Source organism: Aromatoleum tolulyticum (assembly GCF_900156155.1).
Taxonomy (GTDB): Bacteria; Pseudomonadota; Gammaproteobacteria; order Burkholderiales; family Rhodocyclaceae; genus Aromatoleum; species Aromatoleum tolulyticum.
On sequence record NZ_FTMD01000018.1, the window covers coordinates 47,055 to 65,498 of the forward strand.

Annotated in this window: 13 protein-coding genes; 5 read left to right on the plus strand and 8 right to left on the minus strand. The window is 68.0% G+C overall.

Annotated elements, in window-relative coordinates; all coding sequences use genetic code 11:
• Positions 1–74: 74 nt before the first annotated feature.
• Together dapD and dapC are read right to left on the minus strand one after the other, a co-directional pair.
• Positions 75–896, minus strand: a complete 822-nt coding sequence (gene dapD / locus BW991_RS20765) for a 2,3,4,5-tetrahydropyridine-2,6-dicarboxylate N-succinyltransferase (RefSeq protein ID WP_076604022.1) — start codon at positions 894–896, stop codon at positions 75–77.
• A 20-nt stretch (positions 897–916) separates the two neighbouring features.
• Complete coding sequence (dapC, locus tag BW991_RS20770; RefSeq protein ID WP_076604023.1) at positions 917–2,110, minus strand: succinyldiaminopimelate transaminase; 1,194 nt, start codon at positions 2,108–2,110, stop codon at positions 917–919.
• A 142-nt stretch (positions 2,111–2,252) separates the two neighbouring features.
• Between dapC and smc the strand changes: the two genes are divergently transcribed.
• From smc to galU, 4 genes are all read left to right on the plus strand, one after another.
• Positions 2,253–5,780, plus strand: a complete 3,528-nt coding sequence (gene smc / locus BW991_RS20775) for a chromosome segregation protein SMC (RefSeq protein ID WP_076604048.1) — start codon at positions 2,253–2,255, stop codon at positions 5,778–5,780.
• Positions 5,781–5,894: 114 nt separating this feature from the next.
• A complete protein-coding gene (locus BW991_RS20780; protein WP_076604024.1) occupies positions 5,895–7,001 on the plus strand; it encodes a cell division protein ZipA in 1,107 nt (368 codons plus the stop codon).
• On the plus strand, positions 7,001–9,034 hold the full coding sequence (gene ligA / locus BW991_RS20785) for an NAD-dependent DNA ligase LigA (RefSeq protein WP_076604025.1): 2,034 nt from the start codon (positions 7,001–7,003) through the stop codon (positions 9,032–9,034). The genes BW991_RS20780 and ligA overlap by 1 nt, the downstream gene beginning before the upstream one ends.
• 61 nt (positions 9,035–9,095) lie before the next feature.
• Entirely contained in the window at positions 9,096–9,968 is an 873-nt protein-coding gene (gene galU / locus BW991_RS20790; protein WP_076604026.1) for a UTP--glucose-1-phosphate uridylyltransferase GalU, read from the plus strand.
• 102 nt (positions 9,969–10,070) lie between these two features.
• On the opposite strand, the gene typA is transcribed toward galU, so the two are convergent.
• Entirely contained in the window at positions 10,071–11,888 is a 1,818-nt protein-coding gene (typA, locus tag BW991_RS20795) for a translational GTPase TypA (RefSeq protein WP_076604027.1), read from the minus strand.
• A gap of 214 nt (positions 11,889–12,102) precedes the next feature.
• Between typA and BW991_RS20800 the strand changes: the two genes are divergently transcribed.
• Positions 12,103–12,843, plus strand: coding sequence for an S-methyl-5'-thioinosine phosphorylase (locus BW991_RS20800; protein ID WP_076604028.1), 741 nt, complete (start codon positions 12,103–12,105; stop codon positions 12,841–12,843).
• Positions 12,844–12,877: 34 nt separating this feature from the next.
• On the opposite strand, the gene BW991_RS20805 is transcribed toward BW991_RS20800, so the two are convergent.
• From BW991_RS20805 to BW991_RS20825, 5 genes are read right to left on the minus strand one after another with little or no spacing between them, the layout of a single operon-like run.
• Positions 12,878–13,288 (minus strand): hypothetical protein, encoded by a 411-nt coding sequence (locus tag BW991_RS20805; protein ID WP_076604029.1) that lies wholly within the window; start codon positions 13,286–13,288, stop codon positions 12,878–12,880.
• 53 nt (positions 13,289–13,341) lie between these two features.
• Positions 13,342–13,815 (minus strand): YbhB/YbcL family Raf kinase inhibitor-like protein, encoded by a 474-nt coding sequence (locus tag BW991_RS20810; RefSeq protein ID WP_076604030.1) that lies wholly within the window; start codon positions 13,813–13,815, stop codon positions 13,342–13,344.
• A 27-nt stretch (positions 13,816–13,842) separates the two neighbouring features.
• Positions 13,843–15,201 (minus strand): nicotinate phosphoribosyltransferase, encoded by a 1,359-nt coding sequence (locus BW991_RS20815; RefSeq protein ID WP_076604031.1) that lies wholly within the window; start codon positions 15,199–15,201, stop codon positions 13,843–13,845.
• Complete coding sequence (locus tag BW991_RS20820; protein WP_076604032.1) at positions 15,198–15,803, minus strand: isochorismatase family protein; 606 nt, start codon at positions 15,801–15,803, stop codon at positions 15,198–15,200. Before BW991_RS20820 ends, BW991_RS20815 begins: the two co-directional genes overlap by 4 nt.
• A gap of 25 nt (positions 15,804–15,828) precedes the next feature.
• Positions 15,829–18,276, minus strand: coding sequence for a Lon protease family protein (locus BW991_RS20825; protein ID WP_076604033.1), 2,448 nt, complete (start codon positions 18,274–18,276; stop codon positions 15,829–15,831).
• Between the last annotated feature and the right edge of the window lie 168 nt (positions 18,277–18,444).

The following is an 18,444-nucleotide window of genomic DNA, read 5'->3' on the forward strand; positions in this document are numbered from 1 at the left end:
GGAGATTCTCCTGAGCGTGGTTGGGCGGACTTCGGTGTCGGGGCGGCCTTGCACGGCCGCCCCGGAACGGGCGATCAGGCGCCGCGCAGCAGTTCGTTGATGCCGGTCTTGGCGCGGGTCTGGGCGTCGACGCGCTTGACGATCACGGCGCAGTACAGGCTGTACTTGCCGTCGGCCGAGGGCAGGCTGCCGGGCACGACGACGGCGCCGGACGGCACGCGACCGTAGAAGACTTCACCGGTCTCGCGGTCGTAGATCTTGGTGCTCTGGCCGATGTAGACGCCCATCGACAGCACGGCGTTCTCCTCGATGATCACGCCTTCGACCACTTCGGAACGCGCGCCGACGAAGACGTTGTCCTCGATGATGACGGGGCCGGCCTGCACCGGTTCGAGCACGCCGCCGATGCCGACACCGCCCGACAGGTGCACGTTCTTGCCGATCTGGGCGCAGGAGCCGACGGTGGCCCAGGTGTCGACCATCGTGCCTTCATCGACGTAGGCCCCGATGTTCACGTAGGACGGCATCAGCACGACGTTCTTGCCGATGTAGCTGCCCTTGCGCGCGACCGCGGGCGGCACGACGCGGAAGCCGCCTTCGCGGAACTGCTCGGGGGTGTAGTCGCCGAACTTGGTCGGCACCTTGTCGAAGAAATTCAGCGCGCCGGCCGATTGCACTTCGTTGTCGCGCAGGCGGAACGAGATCAGCACGGCCTTCTTGATCCACTGATTGACGGTCCAGTTGCCGTCGATTTTCTCGGCGACGCGCAGCTTGCCGCTGTCCAGCCCGTCGATGACGGTGGCAACCGCGTCGCGCACGATTACGGGGGCCGCGGAGGGCGACAGGCCGGCGCGGTTCTCGAAGGCTTCGTCAATGATCTTTTGCAGGTCTTGCATGGGGGATTTCCGTTTGTATTTCAAAGAGTTTGGCAGAAGGCGGCGATGCGCTCGGCGGCCTCGACGCATTCTGCCGTTTCGGCTACGAGTGCGATTCGCACGAACCCGGCGCCCGGATTGACGCCGTTCGATTCCCGGGCGAGGAAGCTGCCCGGCAGAACCGTCACATTATATGCAGCCTGCAGGCGGCGGGCGAACTCGGTGTCGGCGATGGGGGTCTGCGCCCACAGGTAGAAACCGGCGTCCGGGCGCTGCACCTTGAGGTGCTTCGCGATGATCGGCATCGCGCGGTCGAACTTCTCGCGGTACATGCGGCGGTTCTCGACGACGTGCGCCTCGTCGTTCCACGCAGCGACCGAGGCGGCCTGGATCGGCAGGCTCATCGCGCAGCCGTGGTAGGTGCGGTAACGCAGGAAGCCCTTCAGCACCTTGGCATCGCCCGCGACGAAGCCCGAGCGCATGCCCGGCACGTTCGAGCGCTTGGACAGGCTGGAGAACATCACGAGGTTGCGGAAGTCGCTGCGCCCGAGGGCGTGGGCGGCCTGCATCGCACCGACCGGGGGCGCGTCGTCGTCGAAGTAGATCTCCGAGTAGCATTCGTCGGCGGCGATCACGAAGCCGTAGCGGTCCGACAGCTCGAACAGGCGGGCCCATTCCGCCTGCGACAGCATGCGGCCGGTCGGATTGCCCGGCGAGCATACGAACACGAGCTGGACGTCGCGCCACACCGCCTCGGGAATGCTGTCGAAATCCGAGCCGAAACCGTTTTCCGGCAGGTTGTTGAGGAACACCGGTTCGGCACCGGCGAGCAGGGCCGCGCCTTCGTAGATCTGGTAGAACGGGTTCGGGCTCAGCACCTTGGCGCCGGGGCGGCTGCCGTTGATCACCGCCTGGGCGAAGGCGAACAGCGCCTCGCGCGAGCCGTTGACCGGCAGCACCTGGGTCGCCGGATCGACCTTGGGCAGGCCGAAGCGGCGTTCCAGCCAGCCGGCGATCGCCACGCGCAGCGGGTCGCCGCCGATCGTCGCGGGGTAGTTCGCGAGCCCCTGCAGGTTGTCCATGAGCGCCTGCATGATGAAGGGCGGAGTCGGGTGCTGCGGTTCGCCGATCGACAGGCGGATCAGTTTCAGGTCGGCCGGGGGTACGACGCCGTCGAGCAGCGCGCGCAGTTTTTCGAAAGGATAGGGCTGGAGGCGGTCGAGGTTCGGATTCACGGCGGACTGTTTCGGCTTGTTTCGATGGGCATGCGCCTGTGCCTGAAGGCGAGGGCATTGAGCGCGCGATGGTATCATGACGGGCTTTCGCCGGCCCCGGCCGGCCAACTCCAGTTCCGATTCGACCCGGCTCCGTCACGAAGTGCGTCTCTCCAAGCTCAAACTCGCCGGTTTCAAGACCTTCGTCGATCCGACCACCGTCCTCACCCCCGGCAATCTCGTCGGTGTGGTGGGGCCGAACGGCTGCGGCAAGTCGAACATCATCGACGCGGTGCGCTGGGTGCTGGGCGAGACGCGCGCGAGCGCGCTGCGCGGCGAGTCGATGCAGGACGTGATCTTCAACGGCTCGACGACGCGCAAGCCGGTGTCGCGCGCGAGCGTCGAGCTGGTGTTCGACAACGCCGAGGGCCGTGCCGCGGGGCAGTGGTCGCGCTATGCGGAAATCTCGGTCAAGCGCGTGCTCGACCGCAGCGGCGAGTCGACCTACTTCCTCAACAACGTCCAGGTCCGGCGCAAGGATGTCATCGATCTCTTCCTCGGTACCGGTCTCGGCCCGCGCGCCTACGCGATCATCGAGCAGGGCATGATCTCGCGCATCATCGAGGCGCGTCCCGAGGAGGTGCGCGGCTTTCTCGAGGAGGCCGCGGGCGTCACGAAGTACCGCGAACGCCGGCGCGAGACCGAAGGCCGGCTGTCCGACGCGCGCGACAACCTCGCCCGACTCGACGACATCCGCATGGAGCTCGGCGAGCGTATCGGACACCTGGAGGTGCAGGCGGAGATCGCCGCGCGCTACCGCGACCTGAACGCCGCGCACACGCAGCGCCAGCAGCTGCTGTGGCTGCTCAAGCGCAACGAGGCGCGCGCCGAGCAGGCGCGCGTGGAGGGCGAACTCAATCAGCTGTCGTCGAAGATGGAGGCCGACAGCGCCCGCCTGCAGGAGCTCGAGAACGCCGTCGAGGAGGCGCGTGCGGGGCACTTCGAGGCATCCGAGGCCACGCACGCCGCGCAGTCGGATCTCTTTGCGGTGTCGGCGGAAGTGACGCGGCTGGAAGCCGAATTGCGCCACCTCGACGACGCGCGCAAGCGGCTGGAGGCGCGGCTCGCGCAGCTCGCGACCGACGAGGCACACTGGCAGGAGCGCCAGGCGGCGCTGGCGGCGGAGCGCGAGCGCTGGACCGGTCTGCTCGACAATGCGGCGATGCGCGCCGAGCAGGCCGAGGCGCGCCATGCCGAGATTGGCGAGCGCCTGCCCGAGGCGGAGGCCGCCCGGCAGGCTGCCGATACCACGGTTGCCGCGGCGCGGCGCGAACTCGCGCAGACCGAGCAGCAGCTGCGCGTCGAGGAGGCCAACCGCGCGAGCGCCGTACGCGCGATCGATGCGCTGAACCAGCGCCGCGGGCGCCTGACGGGTGAATCGGGCGGTATCGAAGGGCCGGACGAGGCCGTGGTTGCGCAGCAGGAAACCCGCCTCGAAGCCCTGCGCGAGGCGCAGGAAGGCCATCAGGAGGAGCTCGCTGCGGTCCAGATGCGCCTGCCCGAGGCGCAGGCCGCGCTGAAGGCCGCGCTCGAGCATGAACGGCAGGTGCAGCGGCGCCTCACCGAACTACGGGCGCGGCGCGATGCGCTCGTGCAGCTGCAGGCCAAGGTGCAGTCGCAGGGACAGCTGGGTGACTGGTTGAAGCGCCACAAGCTGGCGGAGCTGCCGCCGCTGTGGCGCGACCTGCGGGTCGAGCCGGGCTGGGAAATGGCGGTCGAGGCCATGCTGCGCGAGCGGCTGGCGGCGCTGACCGGCGACGTGAGCGAAGCGGCGCGCGCGATGTTCGACGACGCGCCGCCGGGATCCTTCGCGCTCGCCTTCGGCGACGGCGTGGAATCCGCCGCCGAGCCTGCGCCGCTGCCCGGTACGTTCGCGCTGATGGACAAGATCTCGTTCGTGGACGAAGGGCTTCGGCCGGTCGTCGCCGACTGGCTGCGCGGTTGCCTGGCCACCGACGGCCTGGAGCCGTGGGTCGAGCGGCGCGGGGAACTCGCTGCGCACCAATGCCTCGTCGGACCGCGCGGGCAGATCCTCACACGGCACGCCCTGGTGCATTACGCGCCGGACAGCCGCACGCACGGCGTCATGGAGCGCCAGCGCGAGATCGACGGCCTGGCGGAACAGCAGCGCGGGCTCGAAATGGAGGCCCATATCGCCCACGACGCGCTGATTGCGGCCGAAGGCGTGACGGCCGAGCTGCAGGAACGCGGCAACGTGTTGCGGCGCGAGCTGCAGGCGGCGCAGCAGCAGGTGCATGCCGAGCAGGTCGAGCTCCTGAAGCTCACGCAGGCGCGGCAGCGCGCCGAGGAGCGCCGGGCGCAGCTCGCGCGCGACCTCGAGGACATCGTCCATCTCGAGTCCACCGAACGCGAACACCTCGCCCGCGCGGAGATGGAGCAGGCGCGTGCGGCGGAGCTGGCCGAGCTGCAGCGCGAGCGCCTCGACGGCGCGCTGGAGGTGCTGGCGGAGCGCGACAACGTGCTGCGCGAGACGCGCTCGCTCGAACAGGCGCTCGCGCGCGAACTACAGGAAGCGCGTTTTTCGGAGCGCGAGTGCGCGGGCAAGCTCGAAGACATCGCGCGCAATCTGCAGCTCGCCGGCGAACAGCTCGAACGGATCGCGGTGGAGGTCGAGGCGCGCCGGCACGAGCTCGACGCGACCGACAGCGGTCGCAGCCGCGACGCGCTGCAGGAGGCGCTGGAGCTGCGTGCGAGCCGCGAAGCGGGGCTGGCGGCGCGGCGCGACGCGCTGGAAACGGCGGCGATGCGGCTCAGGCAGACCGAGGAGCTGCGTCTGCGCACCGAGCAGGAGGCGGCGCCCGCTCGCGGACGGGTGGCCGAGCTGCGGCTCGCCGTGCAGGCGGCGGAGCTCGCGGCGGCGCAGTTCGACGAGCGGCTGGCCGAGGCGCAGGCTGACGAGGCGGCGCTGCAGCCCCTGCTCGCGCCGGACCTGCGCGAGGGCTCGCTGGTGCGGGAAGTCGGGCGGCTTGCGCGCGAAATCGCGGAACTGGGCCAGGTCAACCTGGCGGCACTGGACGAATTGCGCAGCGCGCAGGAGCGCAAGGGCTATCTCGACGCGCAGTTCGATGACCTGACGCAGGCGATCGAGACGCTGGAGGATGCCATCCGGCGCATCGACCGCGAGACGCGCGAGCAGCTGCAGGACACCTACAATACCGTGACGCAGCATTTCGGCACGCTCTTCCCGCAGCTCTTCGGCGGCGGGCAGGCGCGGCTGGTGCTCACCGGCGACGAAATCCTCGACGCGGGGATCCAGATCGTTGCTCAACCGCCCGGTAAGAAGAACAGCTCGATCCACCTGCTGTCCGGCGGCGAGAAGGCGCTCACCGCGATTGCGCTGGTGTTCTCGATGTTCCAGTTGAATCCTGCGCCATTCTGCATGCTTGACGAGGTCGACGCGCCGCTGGACGATACGAATACCGAGCGTTATTGCCAGATGGTGAAGCGCATGTCATCACAGACACAGTTCATCTTCATCAGCCACAGCAAGATCACGATGGAGATCGCGCAGCAGCTCGTGGGGGTGACGATGCAGGAACAGGGTGCCTCGCGCGTGGTGGAAGTGGATATGGAAGAGGCGCTGCGCCTGGCGGAGCCGGCAGCGGCCTGAACATGAGCGCCGCCGCGCGCCGGAACGGTGACGCTGCGGCAAGGTTTGATTGCGAAGCCCAGAGAATTGCGAGGCCCGCTGCGCGATGCGGCGGGACCGACAACGGGAAGGAAGATGGATAACGAATTGCAGATCGGGTTGGCGGCGCTGGGGGTGGCTTCGGTCGTCGGAATCGTCGCCTACAACAAGTGGCAGGAACGCAAGCACCGCCGCGAGGCGGAGCAGGCCTTCAGGTCGGACCATCGCGACGTGTTGCTCGAACCGGCGGACGGCGCTGCGGACGACGTTCTCTCCGAGCGCGTCGAACCGTCGATGGGCGAGACCGATGCGGAACACCGGCGTGCGCCCGCGGCGGCACATGACTCGGGTGTGCGCAAGGTGACGCCGGGGGTGCCGGATGCCGTCGATCAGCGCGTCGACTGCGTGATCCGCATCGAGGCGATCGAGCCGCTGGAGGCGCCGCGCCTGTGGGCCGCGCAGAGCGAGCAGCTGACGGGGATTTCCAAGCCGGTGCGCTGGTTTGCCTTCGACGATGGCGCAAACCTGTGGCGCCCCCTGGACGCGCATAGCGCGGGCGCCTTCCACTGGTTCTGCGCGGCGATGCAGACGGTCGACCGTCGTGGCCCGATCAGCGAGAACGATTTCCTGCACTTCTCCGGGGGCATGCAGCGCGTGGCCGACCAATTCCTCGCGGTGCCGGCGGACCTGCCGGCTCGTGGCGAATCGCTGCGCAACGCGGCCGATCTGGACAAATTCTGCGCGAGCGTGGACGTGCAGATCGGCATCAATGTCGTCAGCAACGGCCAGCCCTTCGTCGGCACCAAGATCCGTGCGCTGGCCGAATCGCACGGGATGACGCTGGCGACGGATGGCGCCTTCCATGCGCGCGACGAAGAGGGCAACACGCTGTTCACGCTCGGCAATATCGAGCCGGCATTGTTCGCCGCGGAGGAAATGCGGGATCTGACGACCAGCGGCCTGACGCTGGTGATCGACGTACCGCGCGTGCCCAACGGCGTGTTCGCGTTCGAGCGCATGATGCGCCAGGCCATGCAGATGGCGGATGCGCTGCAGGGCACGGTGGTCGATGACAACCGTGCCCCCTTCGGCGCGGAGGCGGCCGCGCTGATCCGCAGCCAGATCCAGCAGTTCCAGGCGCAGATGGCCAGCGGCGACCTGCCGGCCGGCGGTCCCGTGGCCTTGCGCCTGTTCTCGGCCTGATGATCGCTTCGGTCCAGGTGTTCGAGCGCGCCGCGCAGTTGCGGCGCGAGCTCGAAGCGCACAATTACGCGTATTACGTGCTCGACGCGCCGACGGTTCCCGATGCGGAATACGACCGGCTGTTCCGCGAGCTGGAGGTGCTGGAGCGGGAGTTTCCGGAACTGGCAACGCCCGATTCGCCGACGCAGCGGGTCGGCGGGGCACCGATGTCCGGACTCGCGCCGGTGCGCCATGCGGTGCCGATGCTGTCGATCCGCACCGAGACCGACACCACGAACGGCGGCGTCGTCGCCTTCGACACGCGCGTGCGCAACGCGCTGGGACTCGGGCCTGCGGACGGGCCGGTCGAGTACCTCGGCGAGTTGAAGTTCGACGGGCTGGCGATCAGCCTGCGCTACGAGCACGGTATGCTGGTGCGCGCGGCGACGCGCGGCGACGGCGAGACCGGCGAGGACGTGACGCACAACGTCCGCACGATCCGCCAGATTCCGCTGCGCCTGTCGGGCAGGCCGCCGGCGCTGCTGGAGGTGCGCGGCGAGATCTACATGCGCCGCGACGATTTCGAACGTCTGAATGCGCGTCAGGAGCAGGCCGGCGAAAAGCTGTTCATCAATCCGCGCAATACTGCAGCGGGCGCGGTGCGCCAGCTCGACCCGCGCATCGCCGCGAAGCGCCCGTTGTCCTTCTACGCATACGGGCTGGGAGAGAGCGGCGACTGGTCGCTGCCGCCGACGCAGTCTGAGCTGCTCGACGCCTTCGCCGCGTTCGGCCTGCCGGTGTGCGAGCATCGCGTCGTCGCGGCCGGTGTCGAAGGCCTGTGCGAATTCCACGACCGCATCGCGGCGCTGCGCGACAGCCTGCCGTACGACATCGACGGGGTCGTGTACAAGGTCAACCGCTTCGATCTGCAGCGCGAGCTGGGCTTCGTCACGCGCGAGCCGCGCTGGGCGGTCGCGCACAAGTACCCGGCGCAGGAAGAGATCACCGAGCTCCTCGGCATCGAGGTGCAGGTCGGCCGCACCGGCGCGCTGACGCCGGTGGCGAGGCTGAAGCCGGTGTTCGTCGGCGGGGTTACGGTGACCAACGCGACCCTGCACAACGAAGGGGAAATCCTGCGCAAGGGCGTGCTGATCGGAGATCAGGTCATCGTACGGCGGGCCGGCGACGTTATACCGGAGGTCGTCGGTCCGGTCGTCGAACGGCGCACGGGCAGCGAGCGGATCTTCGTGATGCCGACGCGCTGCCCGGTGTGCGCGTCGCATGTCGAGAAGGCCGAGGACGAGGTGGTCGCACGCTGCACGGGCGGGCTGTTCTGTCCCGCGCAGCGCAAGCAGGCCCTGCTGCATTTCGCCGGACGGCGCGCGATGGACATCGAGGGGCTGGGCGACAAGTTGGTCGACCAGCTCGTCGAGGCCGGAATCGTGAAGACGCCGGCGGACCTGTACAAGCTGGGCGTGCTGGCACTGGCGAACCTGCAGCGCATGGCCGAGAAGTCGGCGGCCAACCTGCTCGCGGCAATCGAGAAAAGTCGGCACACGACGCTGGCGCGCTTCATTTTCGCGCTCGGCATCCGCAATGTCGGCGAGGCGACGGCCAAGGATCTGGCGCGGCATTTCGGCTCGCTGGACGTGCTGATGGATGCGACGCCGGAGCAGTTGCTGGAGGTGCGCGACGTCGGACCGGTGGTCGCGCAGAGCATTGCCGGCTTCTTCGCCGAGGCGCACAACCGCGAGGTGATCGAGCAGTTGCGCGCGGCGGGGGTGACGTGGGAAGAAGGCGCGCCCGCGGTTCCGGCCACGGGCAGCGCGAGCGGCAAGGTTTTCGTGTTGACCGGCACGCTGCCGACGATGAGCCGCGACGAGGCGAAGGCCCTGATCGAAGCGCATGGCGGCAAGGTCAGCGGGTCGGTATCGAAGAAGACGGATTACGTGGTTGCGGGCGCGGAAGCCGGTTCCAAGCTTGCGAAGGCGGAAGAACTGGGCGTGGCGGTCCTCGACGAGGATGGACTGCGACGCCTGCTCGAACAAGGTTGAGAATATGGCACGGACCAGACGCCGGGCTGAAGTAGACGATGAAACAAGGGAGAGTCATCCAATGAAAAAGGTCACCAAGGCGGTCTTCCCGGTCGCCGGCATGGGCACGCGCTTTCTGCCGGCCACCAAGGCCAGCCCGAAGGAAATGCTGCCGATCGTCGACAAGCCGTTGATCCAGTACGCGGTCGAAGAGGCGGTCGCGGCCGGCATCACCGACATGATCTTCATCACCGGGCGCACCAAGCGCTCGATCGAGGACCATTTCGACAAGGCCTACGAGCTGGAAACGGAACTCGAAGCGCGAGGCAAGAAGGAGTTGCTGGCGCTGGTGCAGCGGACGGTGCCCAAGGGCGTGAACTGCATCTACATCCGCCAGTCCGAAGCGCTCGGCCTGGGGCACGCGGTGCTGTGCGCCGCGCCGGTTGTCGGCGACGAGCCTTTCGCGGTGATCCTCGCCGATGACCTGCTGGACAACTACGGCGCCGAGCCGATCATGCAGCAGATGGTCGGCGTGTACAACTACAACCGCTGTTCGGTGCTGGGCACGATGAACGTGCCGCGCGAAGACACCCGCCAGTACGGCATCGTCAGCACCGAGAGCCAGCAGGGCGACGTGCAGCGCGTGACCGGCATCGTCGAGAAGCCGAAGCCCGAGGAGGCGCCGACGACGCAGGCCGTGGTCGGGCGTTATATTCTGACTCCGCATATCTTCGACCACCTGCGCTCGATCAAGCCGGGCGCTGGCGGCGAACTGCAGCTGACCGACGCGATCGCGTCCTTGCTCAAGGAAGAGGCGGTGCTGTCCTACCAGTTCCAGGGCGTGCGCTACGACTGTGGCTCCAAGCTCGGCTATCTGAAGGCGACCGTCGAGCTCGGCTTGCGTCATCCGGAAGTCGGCACCGACTTCGCAGCGTATCTGGCGGATCGCAAGTAATCCCGACCGCCCTGATGGGCGGTCGGAAATGAAAAAAGGCGCTGCAGATGCAGCGCCTTTTTTGTCGCCCCGCCGGATTCAACCCGGTGGTCGCGGTCAGCCTCAGGCGTTTTCGGCCTTGTTCGCGCGCTTGCGCTCGTTTTCGGTGAGGTAGCGCTTGCGCAGCCGGATCGACTTCGGCGTGATCTCGACCAGTTCGTCGTCGGCGATGAACTCGATCGCGGATTCGAGCGTCAGCTGGATCGCCGGGACCAGGCGCACCGCCTCGTCCGTGCCGGAGGCGCGCACGTTGGTGAGCTGCTTGCCCTTGATCGGGTTCACGACGAGGTCGTTGTCGCGCGAGTGGATGCCGATGATCATGCCTTCGTACACCGGGTCGTTGTGCGTGACGAACATGCGGCCGCGGTCCTGCAGCTTCCACAGCGCGTAGGCGACGGCCTGGCCGTCGTCCTGCGAGATCAGCACGCCATTGCGGCGCTCGCCCATCGCGCCGGCCATCGGGCCGTAATCGTCGAACACGTGGCTGGCGAGGCCGGTGCCGCGCGTCAGCGTCAGGAATTCGCCCTGGAAGCCGATCAGGCCGCGGGCCGGAATGCGGTATTCGAGGCGGGTGCGGCCCTTGCCGTCGGACTGCATGTCCTGCAGTTCGCCGCGGCGGCGACCGAGTTCTTCCATCACGCCGCCCTGATGCTCTTCCTCGACGTCGACGGTGAGCATTTCGTACGGTTCGCACTTCACGCCGTCGATGTCGCGGAACACCACGCGCGGACGACCGACTGCGAGTTCGAAGCCTTCGCGGCGCATGTTTTCCAGCAGGATGGTGAGGTGCAGTTCGCCGCGGCCGGAGACCAGGAACACGTCGGAGTCGTTGGTGTATTCGACGCGCAGCGCGACGTTCTTCAGCAGTTCCTTTTCCAGGCGCTCGCGGATCTGGCGGCTGGTGACGAACTTGCCCTCGCGACCGGCCAGCGGCGAGGAGTTGACCATGAAGTTCATCGTCAGCGTCGGTTCGTCGACGGCGATCGGCTTCATGCCTTCGAGGCAGTCCGGATGGCAGATCGTGACACCGATATTCACCTGGTCGATGCCGGACACGAGCACGATGTCGCCCGCTTCGGCGTAGTCGGCCTGGGTGCGTTCGAGACCCTTGAAGGTCAGGATCTGGCCGATCTTGGCCTTGCCGCGGTTTTCGTCGCCGTACATGACGACGACTTCCTGGTTCGGACGGATGCTGCCGCGCTTGATGCGGCCGATGCCGAGCTGGCCGATGTAGGTCGAGTAGTCGAGCGAGCAGACCTGCAGTTGCAGCGGACCCTCTGCATCGACTTCGGGCTGCGGTACGTGTTCGAGAATCGCCTCGTACAGCGGCTTCATGTCGGTGCCCGGCGTGGCGGCGTCGAGCATCGCGTAGCCGTTCAATGCGGAGGCGTAGACGACCGGGAAGTCGAGCTGCTCTTCGGTCGCGCCGAGCTTGTCGAAGAGGTCGAAGGTGTGGTTGATGACCCAGTCCGGGCGGCTGCCCGGGCGGTCGATCTTGTTGATCACGACAATGGGCTTGAGGCCCAGCGCGAGTGCCTTGCGGGTGACGAAGCGGGTCTGCGGCATCGGGCCTTCGACCGCGTCGACCAGCAGCAGCACGCCGTCGACCATCGACAGCACGCGCTCGACTTCACCGCCGAAGTCGGCGTGTCCCGGGGTGTCGATGATGTTGATGTGGGTGTCGCCGTACTGGACCGCACAGTTCTTGGCGAGAATCGTGATGCCGCGCTCCTTCTCCAGGTCGTTGGAGTCCATCACGCGTTCCGAAACCTGCTGGTTCTCGCGGAATGTGCCGGATTGGCGCAGGAGTTGGTCGACGAGCGTGGTTTTGCCGTGGTCGACGTGGGCGATGATGGCGATGTTGCGGATGGCGCGGGACATTTGGGACCGGAAGTCTTTGAAAAGTTTTTAATTTTAGCACGCGGTGCGGCGTCGCAGCATGTGACGTCGGGTGCGGGAGCGTCGCGGCGATGCCTGGACGGGCTGCCGCAGGGCTGTCGGTGGCGCACACCGGAGGGCTGCCGCCACCCTCCGGCCGAGGGCGGAGACGGGCCGCGTGCTAGAATCGGCGCCGTTTTTCAAGGAGACAGGCTTCATGCTCGCGATCATCGGCGGGACCGGACTCACCCAGCTTTCGACGCTCGAAATCACCCGCCGCGAAGTTGCGCGCACGCCCTACGGCGAACCGTCCGGCGCGCTCACATTCGGCAAGCTGGCAGAAAAGCCGGTCGTGTTCCTGGCGCGCCACGGCTACGGCCACACGATTCCTCCGCATCAGGTGAACTACCGGGCCAATATCTGGGCCCTGAAGCATGCGAAGGTGTCGGCGATCGTGTCGGTCGCGTCGGTGGGCGGCATCCGTCCGGAATTCGGGCCGGGAGCGATGGTGGTGCCGAACCAGATCATCGACTACACATGGGGCCGCAAGAGCACCTATTTCGAGGGCGGCGAATCGGCGGTGCATCACATCGATTTCACCCACCCTTACGACGAACCGCTGCGCAAGCGCATCCTCGCGGCCGCGGCGGCGATGGGCGAGGCGATGTACGACGGCGGCGTGTACGCCGCGACACAGGGGCCGCGCCTCGAGACGGCGGCCGAGATCAATCGCCTGGAGCGCGACGGCGCCGACCTGGTCGGCATGACGGGCATGCCCGAGGCGGCCCTTGCACGCGAACTGAACCTGCCTTACGCGGCGATCAACGTGGTCGCGAACTTCGCCGCCGGTCGCGGCGCGAGCGAGACCGGGATCCAGTTCAGCAGCATCGAGGTGGTGCTGCAGGAGGCGATGATGCGGGTGCGCCGCGTCCTCGAGGAGGTCTGCCGCTCGTCCTGAGCGTCAGGAGACCGGCCCGCGCAGCCTGCCGCCGTTACCAGTAGAACGCCGTTTGCCGCTGGCCCTTGGCGGGAAGGCGGGTTTCGCGCACCTGCTGCTTTCCGGCGTTGGTTGCCGCGACGCGGTAATCGCCGGCCGGCAGACGGGCTAACACGAACGGGCCCTGTGCAATGAGTTCGAGCACCTTGCGCCCGTCGCGGGCCGTCACGACGACTTCGGTGTCGGACAGGTAGGAGCCGCCTTTCTCGGCGAAGAGGAGCTTGAGGTTGTAGTCGGCAGCCGTGAAGAACAGCTGTTCGCGCTCTTCGAGACTCACGCCGCCGGAGAGGTAGGGCACGCCTTCGTATTCGCCCCGTTGCAGGGCCGTTTCCTGCGCATTCGCTGCCGGTGCCGGGAATGTCATGGCAAGGGCGAGCAGTGTCGTGACGATCGATCGTGCATTCACGGTATCACCTCCTTCGAGTGCGGAGCGACCGCACGGGGCGGCCCTCCGATGTCTTACTGACGCTCGAACGTGCCGATGAGTTCAGTCTGTGCGAGGACGTGGGCGCGGATTTCCGTTTCGAGGCGGGCTTTGGTGGGGTGCGCGAGGTCGGGCAGGACGGTATCCAGCGCGTAGAGTTTGTGGAAGTAGCGGTGGCGGCCGATAGGCGGGCAGGGGCCGCCGTAGCCGGTGCGCTTCCAGTCGTTGAGGCCTTCGAGCGTGCCGGGCGGCAGGGCTGCCGCGGCAACGGCCTCGGGCAGGCCGTCTGCGGTCGCGGGGATGTTGTACAGCACCCAGTGTACCCACGTCATTTTGGGCGCGGCCGGATCGGGTGCGTCGGGGTCGTCGACGATCAGCACGAGACTTCGCGTGCCCGGCGGAAGGCCGCTCCACGCGAGCGGGGGCGATATGTTGCGGCCGTCGCAGGTGTGCGCGGCCGGCATCGCTTTTCCATGTTCGAAGACGCTCGAGGTCAGTGTCAGGCTCATGATCGGTTCTCCGGTCGGGTGCGCGCCTCAGCGCACTGCGGGCGAGGTGGATTGCAGGCGCCGGTCGACGGTTTCCGCGAGCTCGCGCAGCGCAGCGGAAACGGTGACCGGCGGTGCTTCGGCGGGGGCGATCTGCCGCATGCGCGGAGGCAGCGCCGCGAGGTTCGCGGCGGCCTGCGCGCGCACCGCGGCGAGCGGTGGTGACGCGGCGAGGCGCTTGCCGGCGCGCATCACGGGGACGAGCAGGGGTTCTCCGTCCGCGGGGTCGTCCACGGTCGTGAGCAGGTCGCCGGCGAGGCCGCCGTCGGCGTCGCGATGCCGGTATACCTGCTTGCGGCCGGGCCACGTCGCCTTGCCTTCCGAGCGTTTGCGGCGCGGCTGCCCGTCGTATTCCTGCAGCTTGTAGGCGCAGTCGAGCCAGGGCTGGTCCGCGGAGGTGTTCATGCGCGTGCCGACGCCGAAGCCGTCGATCGGCGCACCCGAGGCGACCAGGTCGTGCACGGCGTATTCGTCGAGATTGCCGCTGACGAAGATGCGCACCCTGGGCAGGCCTTCGCCGTCGAGGATCGCGCGCACGCGGCGCGCATGTTCGGCGAGGTCGCCGCTGTCGATGCGCACGGCCTGGATCGCGATGCCGTCGGGCGCGAGGCGGGCGGCGAGATCCGCGAGCTTGCGCGCGGCGGACTCGGTGTCGTAGGTGTCGATCAGCATCGTGTTCGCCGCAGGTTGCGAGCGGGCGAAGTGTTCGAAGGCGGCGGCTTCGTCGTCGTGGGCCTGGATGAAGGAGTGGGCCATCGTGCCGTAGAGCGGGATGCCCCATTGCATGCCGGCGGCGACCGTCGCGGTGCCGTCGAAGCCGGCGAGATGGCTCGCGCGCGCGGAGAGCAGGCCCGCCTCGGCGCCGTGCGCGCGGCGCAGGCCGAAATCGACGAGCAGGCGGCCCTGCGCGGCGAGGGTGCAGCGCGCGGCCTTGGCGGCGACCATGGTCTGAAACTGCAGCAGGTTGATGATGCGGGTCTCGACGAGCTGCGCCTGCGGCAGCGGGGCGGTGACGCGCAGGATGGGCTCGTCGGCGAAGAACACCGTGCCTTCGGGCATCGCGTCGACGTCGCCGGTGAAGCGCAGCGTCGCGAGCCAGTCGATGAACTCGCGGTGGAAGCGCCCGCAACCGGCGAGCCATGCGAGCTCCTCGTCGCTGAAGCGCAGGGTCTCGAGGTAGTCGAGGACCTGCTCGAGGCCGGCCGCGACCAGGAAGTTGCGCTGTTCGGGCAGGCGCCGCACGAAGAACTCGAACGACGCGGTCTTCGTCATGCCGCCGTCGAAATAGGCCTGCAGCATGGTGAGCTGGTAGAGGTCGGTGAGCAGTGCGGGGGCGGACGGGGTCATGCGGGATCCCCGATGGCGGCGGACGCGATCGTGCGTGCGCCGAGGCGTGTCATGTCGTCGATGGCGCGCCGGCCGTCGCCGGGCGCGACGTCCACGGCGCGGATCGCGTCGGTGAGCAGGATCACGTCGTAGCCGTGGGCGAGGCCGTCGCGCACGGTGTTCAGGACGCAGTAGTCGGTCGCGAGGCCGCCGACCAGCAGGCGGCGCACGCCCGCGGCCTGCAGCCGGTCGTGCAGGTCGGTGCCGCCGAAGCCCGAGTAGGCGTCGAGCGCGGTGGTGACGGCCTTGGAGACGATGGTGGCGGATGCGGGCAGGGCGAGGGCGGGCGCGAAGGCCGCGCCGGGCGTCCCGGCGATGCAGTGCGGCGGCCACGGACCGCCGCGGGCATGGAACGAACAGTGGTCCGGCGGGTGCCAGTCGCGCGTGGCGACGACGGGCAGGCGGAGCCGCGTGCAGCGTGCGATCAGTGCGTTCAGCGGCGCGACGACTTCGTCACCCTGCGGTACGGCGAGGCTGCCGCCGGGGAGGAAGTCGTTCTGCACGTCGACGATGACCAGCGCATCGCCGGGCTGCAGGGTGATCGGTGCGGCGGGGCTGTGCATCGTGCTCCTCCGGTGTTCTACGTCTCTACTTTAGACTCCCGTTCGGCTCCTGCATCCGCGCGCTCTTGCCGTCGCCTTTCGCGTTGCGCTTGCCGACGGCGAATTCCTTGCGCAGGGCGATGAGTTCGTTGATGCGGGCCTCGATGCGCTGGTTCACGCTGCCTTCCGGATAGGCGCCCTTTGCATCGGCTTCGCCCGCCGCGACACCGGTGAGGAGCGTGATCGCCTCGTCGACGGTGGTTACGGGATAGACGTGGAAGCGTCCTTCGGTGGCCGCCTGCACGACGTCGTCGCGCAGCATCAGGTGCTTGACGTTGGAGGAGGGGATCAGGACGCCCTGGTCGCCCGTGAGTCCGCGCGCCTTGCAGATGTCGAAGAAGCCCTCGATCTTTTCGTTTACGCCGCCGATCGCCTGCACCTTGCCGTGCTGGTTGATCGAGCCGGTGATCGCGAGCGACTGGCGGATCGGCACGCCCGACAATGCGGACAGCAGTGCGCACAGTTCGGCGAGCGAGGCGCTGTCGCCTTCGACCGGACCGTAGGACTGTTCGAACACGAGGCTCGCCGACAGCGACAGGGGCCGGTTCCGCGCGTAGCGCGACGCGAGACAGGCCGACAGGATCATTACGCCCTTGGTGTGAATGGATCGGCCGAGCTCGGCCTTGCGCTCGATGTCGACGACGTCGCCGTCGCCGAGGCGGGCGGTTGCGGTGATGCGCGTGGGGCGGCCGAACATGAAGTCGCCGAGGTCGATGACCGCGAGGCCGTTGATCTGGCCCACTTCGGCGCCGGTGGTCGAGATCAGCAGCGTGTCGCGCAGGACGGCGTCGTGCACGGCGTCGCGCAGGCGGTCGGCACGTTCGATGCGGGCGGCCAGCGCGGCCTCGATGTCGTCGCGTTGCATGGCGGGGTGGCCCGCGGCGCGTGCGACGTGGTCGGCTTCGCGCAGCAGGTCGGCGAGTTCGCGCGTGCGCGTCGACAGCTTGCCGGCGTCTTCGGCGAGACGCGAGGCGTATTCGACGAGGCGGCCGGCGGCGGCGCGTTCGAGCGTCAGAAGGCCCTGCTGGCGGGCGAGTGCCGCGGTCTTGCGCAGGTAGTGGCGCGTGTTGTCGGGATTGCGCTCGACGACGTCCTCGAAGTCGGCGCCGATCTTGAAGAGTTCGTCGAACTCCGGGTCGAGGGCCTTCAGCAGGTAATAGTGGCGGCGCAGGCCGATGAGCACGACCTTGACGGAGAGCGGGATCGGATCCGGCTCGAGCGGCAGCGAGCCGACCCAGCCGAACACCTGGGCGAGCGACTCGATACGCACCTGTCCGGACTTCAGCGAGCGCTTGAGGCCTTCCCACGCATAGGCCTGGGTCAGCAGTTTTTCGGCGTCGAGGATCAGGTAGCCGCCGTTGGCGCGATGCAGGGCGCCGGCGCGGATCAGCGTGAAATTGGTGACGAGCGTGCCCATGTGGGCGATCTGGTCGACGCGGCCGACGAGGTTGGGAAAGGTCGGGTGGTCCTCGAACACGATGGGTGCCGTTGTCCGTCCATCCTGATCGACGACGAGGTTGACCTGGTAGCGCTGCGCCGAGATGCCGCCTTCGGACGGGCCGGGCGAATCGCTCTTCGCCGCCTGCTCGCGCAGTTCCTGGCCGACCTCGACGACGTCGCGCAGGACCTTGTCGAGGAAGATCTGGATCGCCGGCAGGTCGGCGTGGCGTTCCTTCAGTTCCTCGATGAGGTGGCCGACCGCGAGCTCCAGCGTCTCGCGGCTGGCGTCGCGGATGCGCGCCTGCATCTCGCGGCGCTGGCGCGGGAACTGCTGCAGCAGCTTGTGCAGCTTTTCGCGCAGGCCTTCGATGAGCTTGCCGATGCGCTCGCGCTCTTCTTCGGGCAGGGCGTTGAAGGCCTCGGGGTCGAGGCTCTCTTCGCCCTTCATCGGTACGAAGGCGAAGCCCTGCGGCGTGCGCAGGAAGGCGATGCCCTTGTCGCTCGCTTCGTCGCCCAGGGCGCGCAGGGCGCTTTCCTCGCGCTGCTTGAACTCCTCCTGGATCGATTCGACGCGCGCGCGGTATTCGTCGCTGTCGAAGCCGGCAGCGATCGCCTGGCCGAGTTCGGAGACGAATTGCTGCATGTCGTCGCGGAACTGCGTGCCGCGTCCCGGCGGCAGCTGCAGTGCGTGGGGGTAGTTCGGTTCGGCGAAGTTGTTGATGTAGATCCAGTCGCCGGGCGAGGGCCGGGTGGCGGCGTGCGCTTCCAGCAGGCGGCGCACGGCGGCGTGGCGTCCGCCGCCCGGTTCCCCGAGGACGAAGAGGTTGTAGCCGGGGGCGTCGATTTCCAGTGCCAGACGCACGGCCTCGACGGCGCGGTGCTGGCCGAAGATCTCGTCGGGTCCGGGCAGTGATTCGGTGGTCTTGAAGTCGAGGAGCTCGGGGGCGCAGCGGGTGCACAGCTGCTGCGGCTCGAGCGGAGGGATGGCGGGCATCGCGATGGTTCTCCTGCATCCAGATATTCGTTCCGGATTCCCGGTGCTTCACATGAGATTAGACTGGATGCGGCGGCACTTTGCGAGACATTTGTTCTCGTGGGTGCGCGTGTCATGCCGGACGCGTCGTCGCGGCGAGGAACGAAACACCGGTGACCGGGTCCTAAA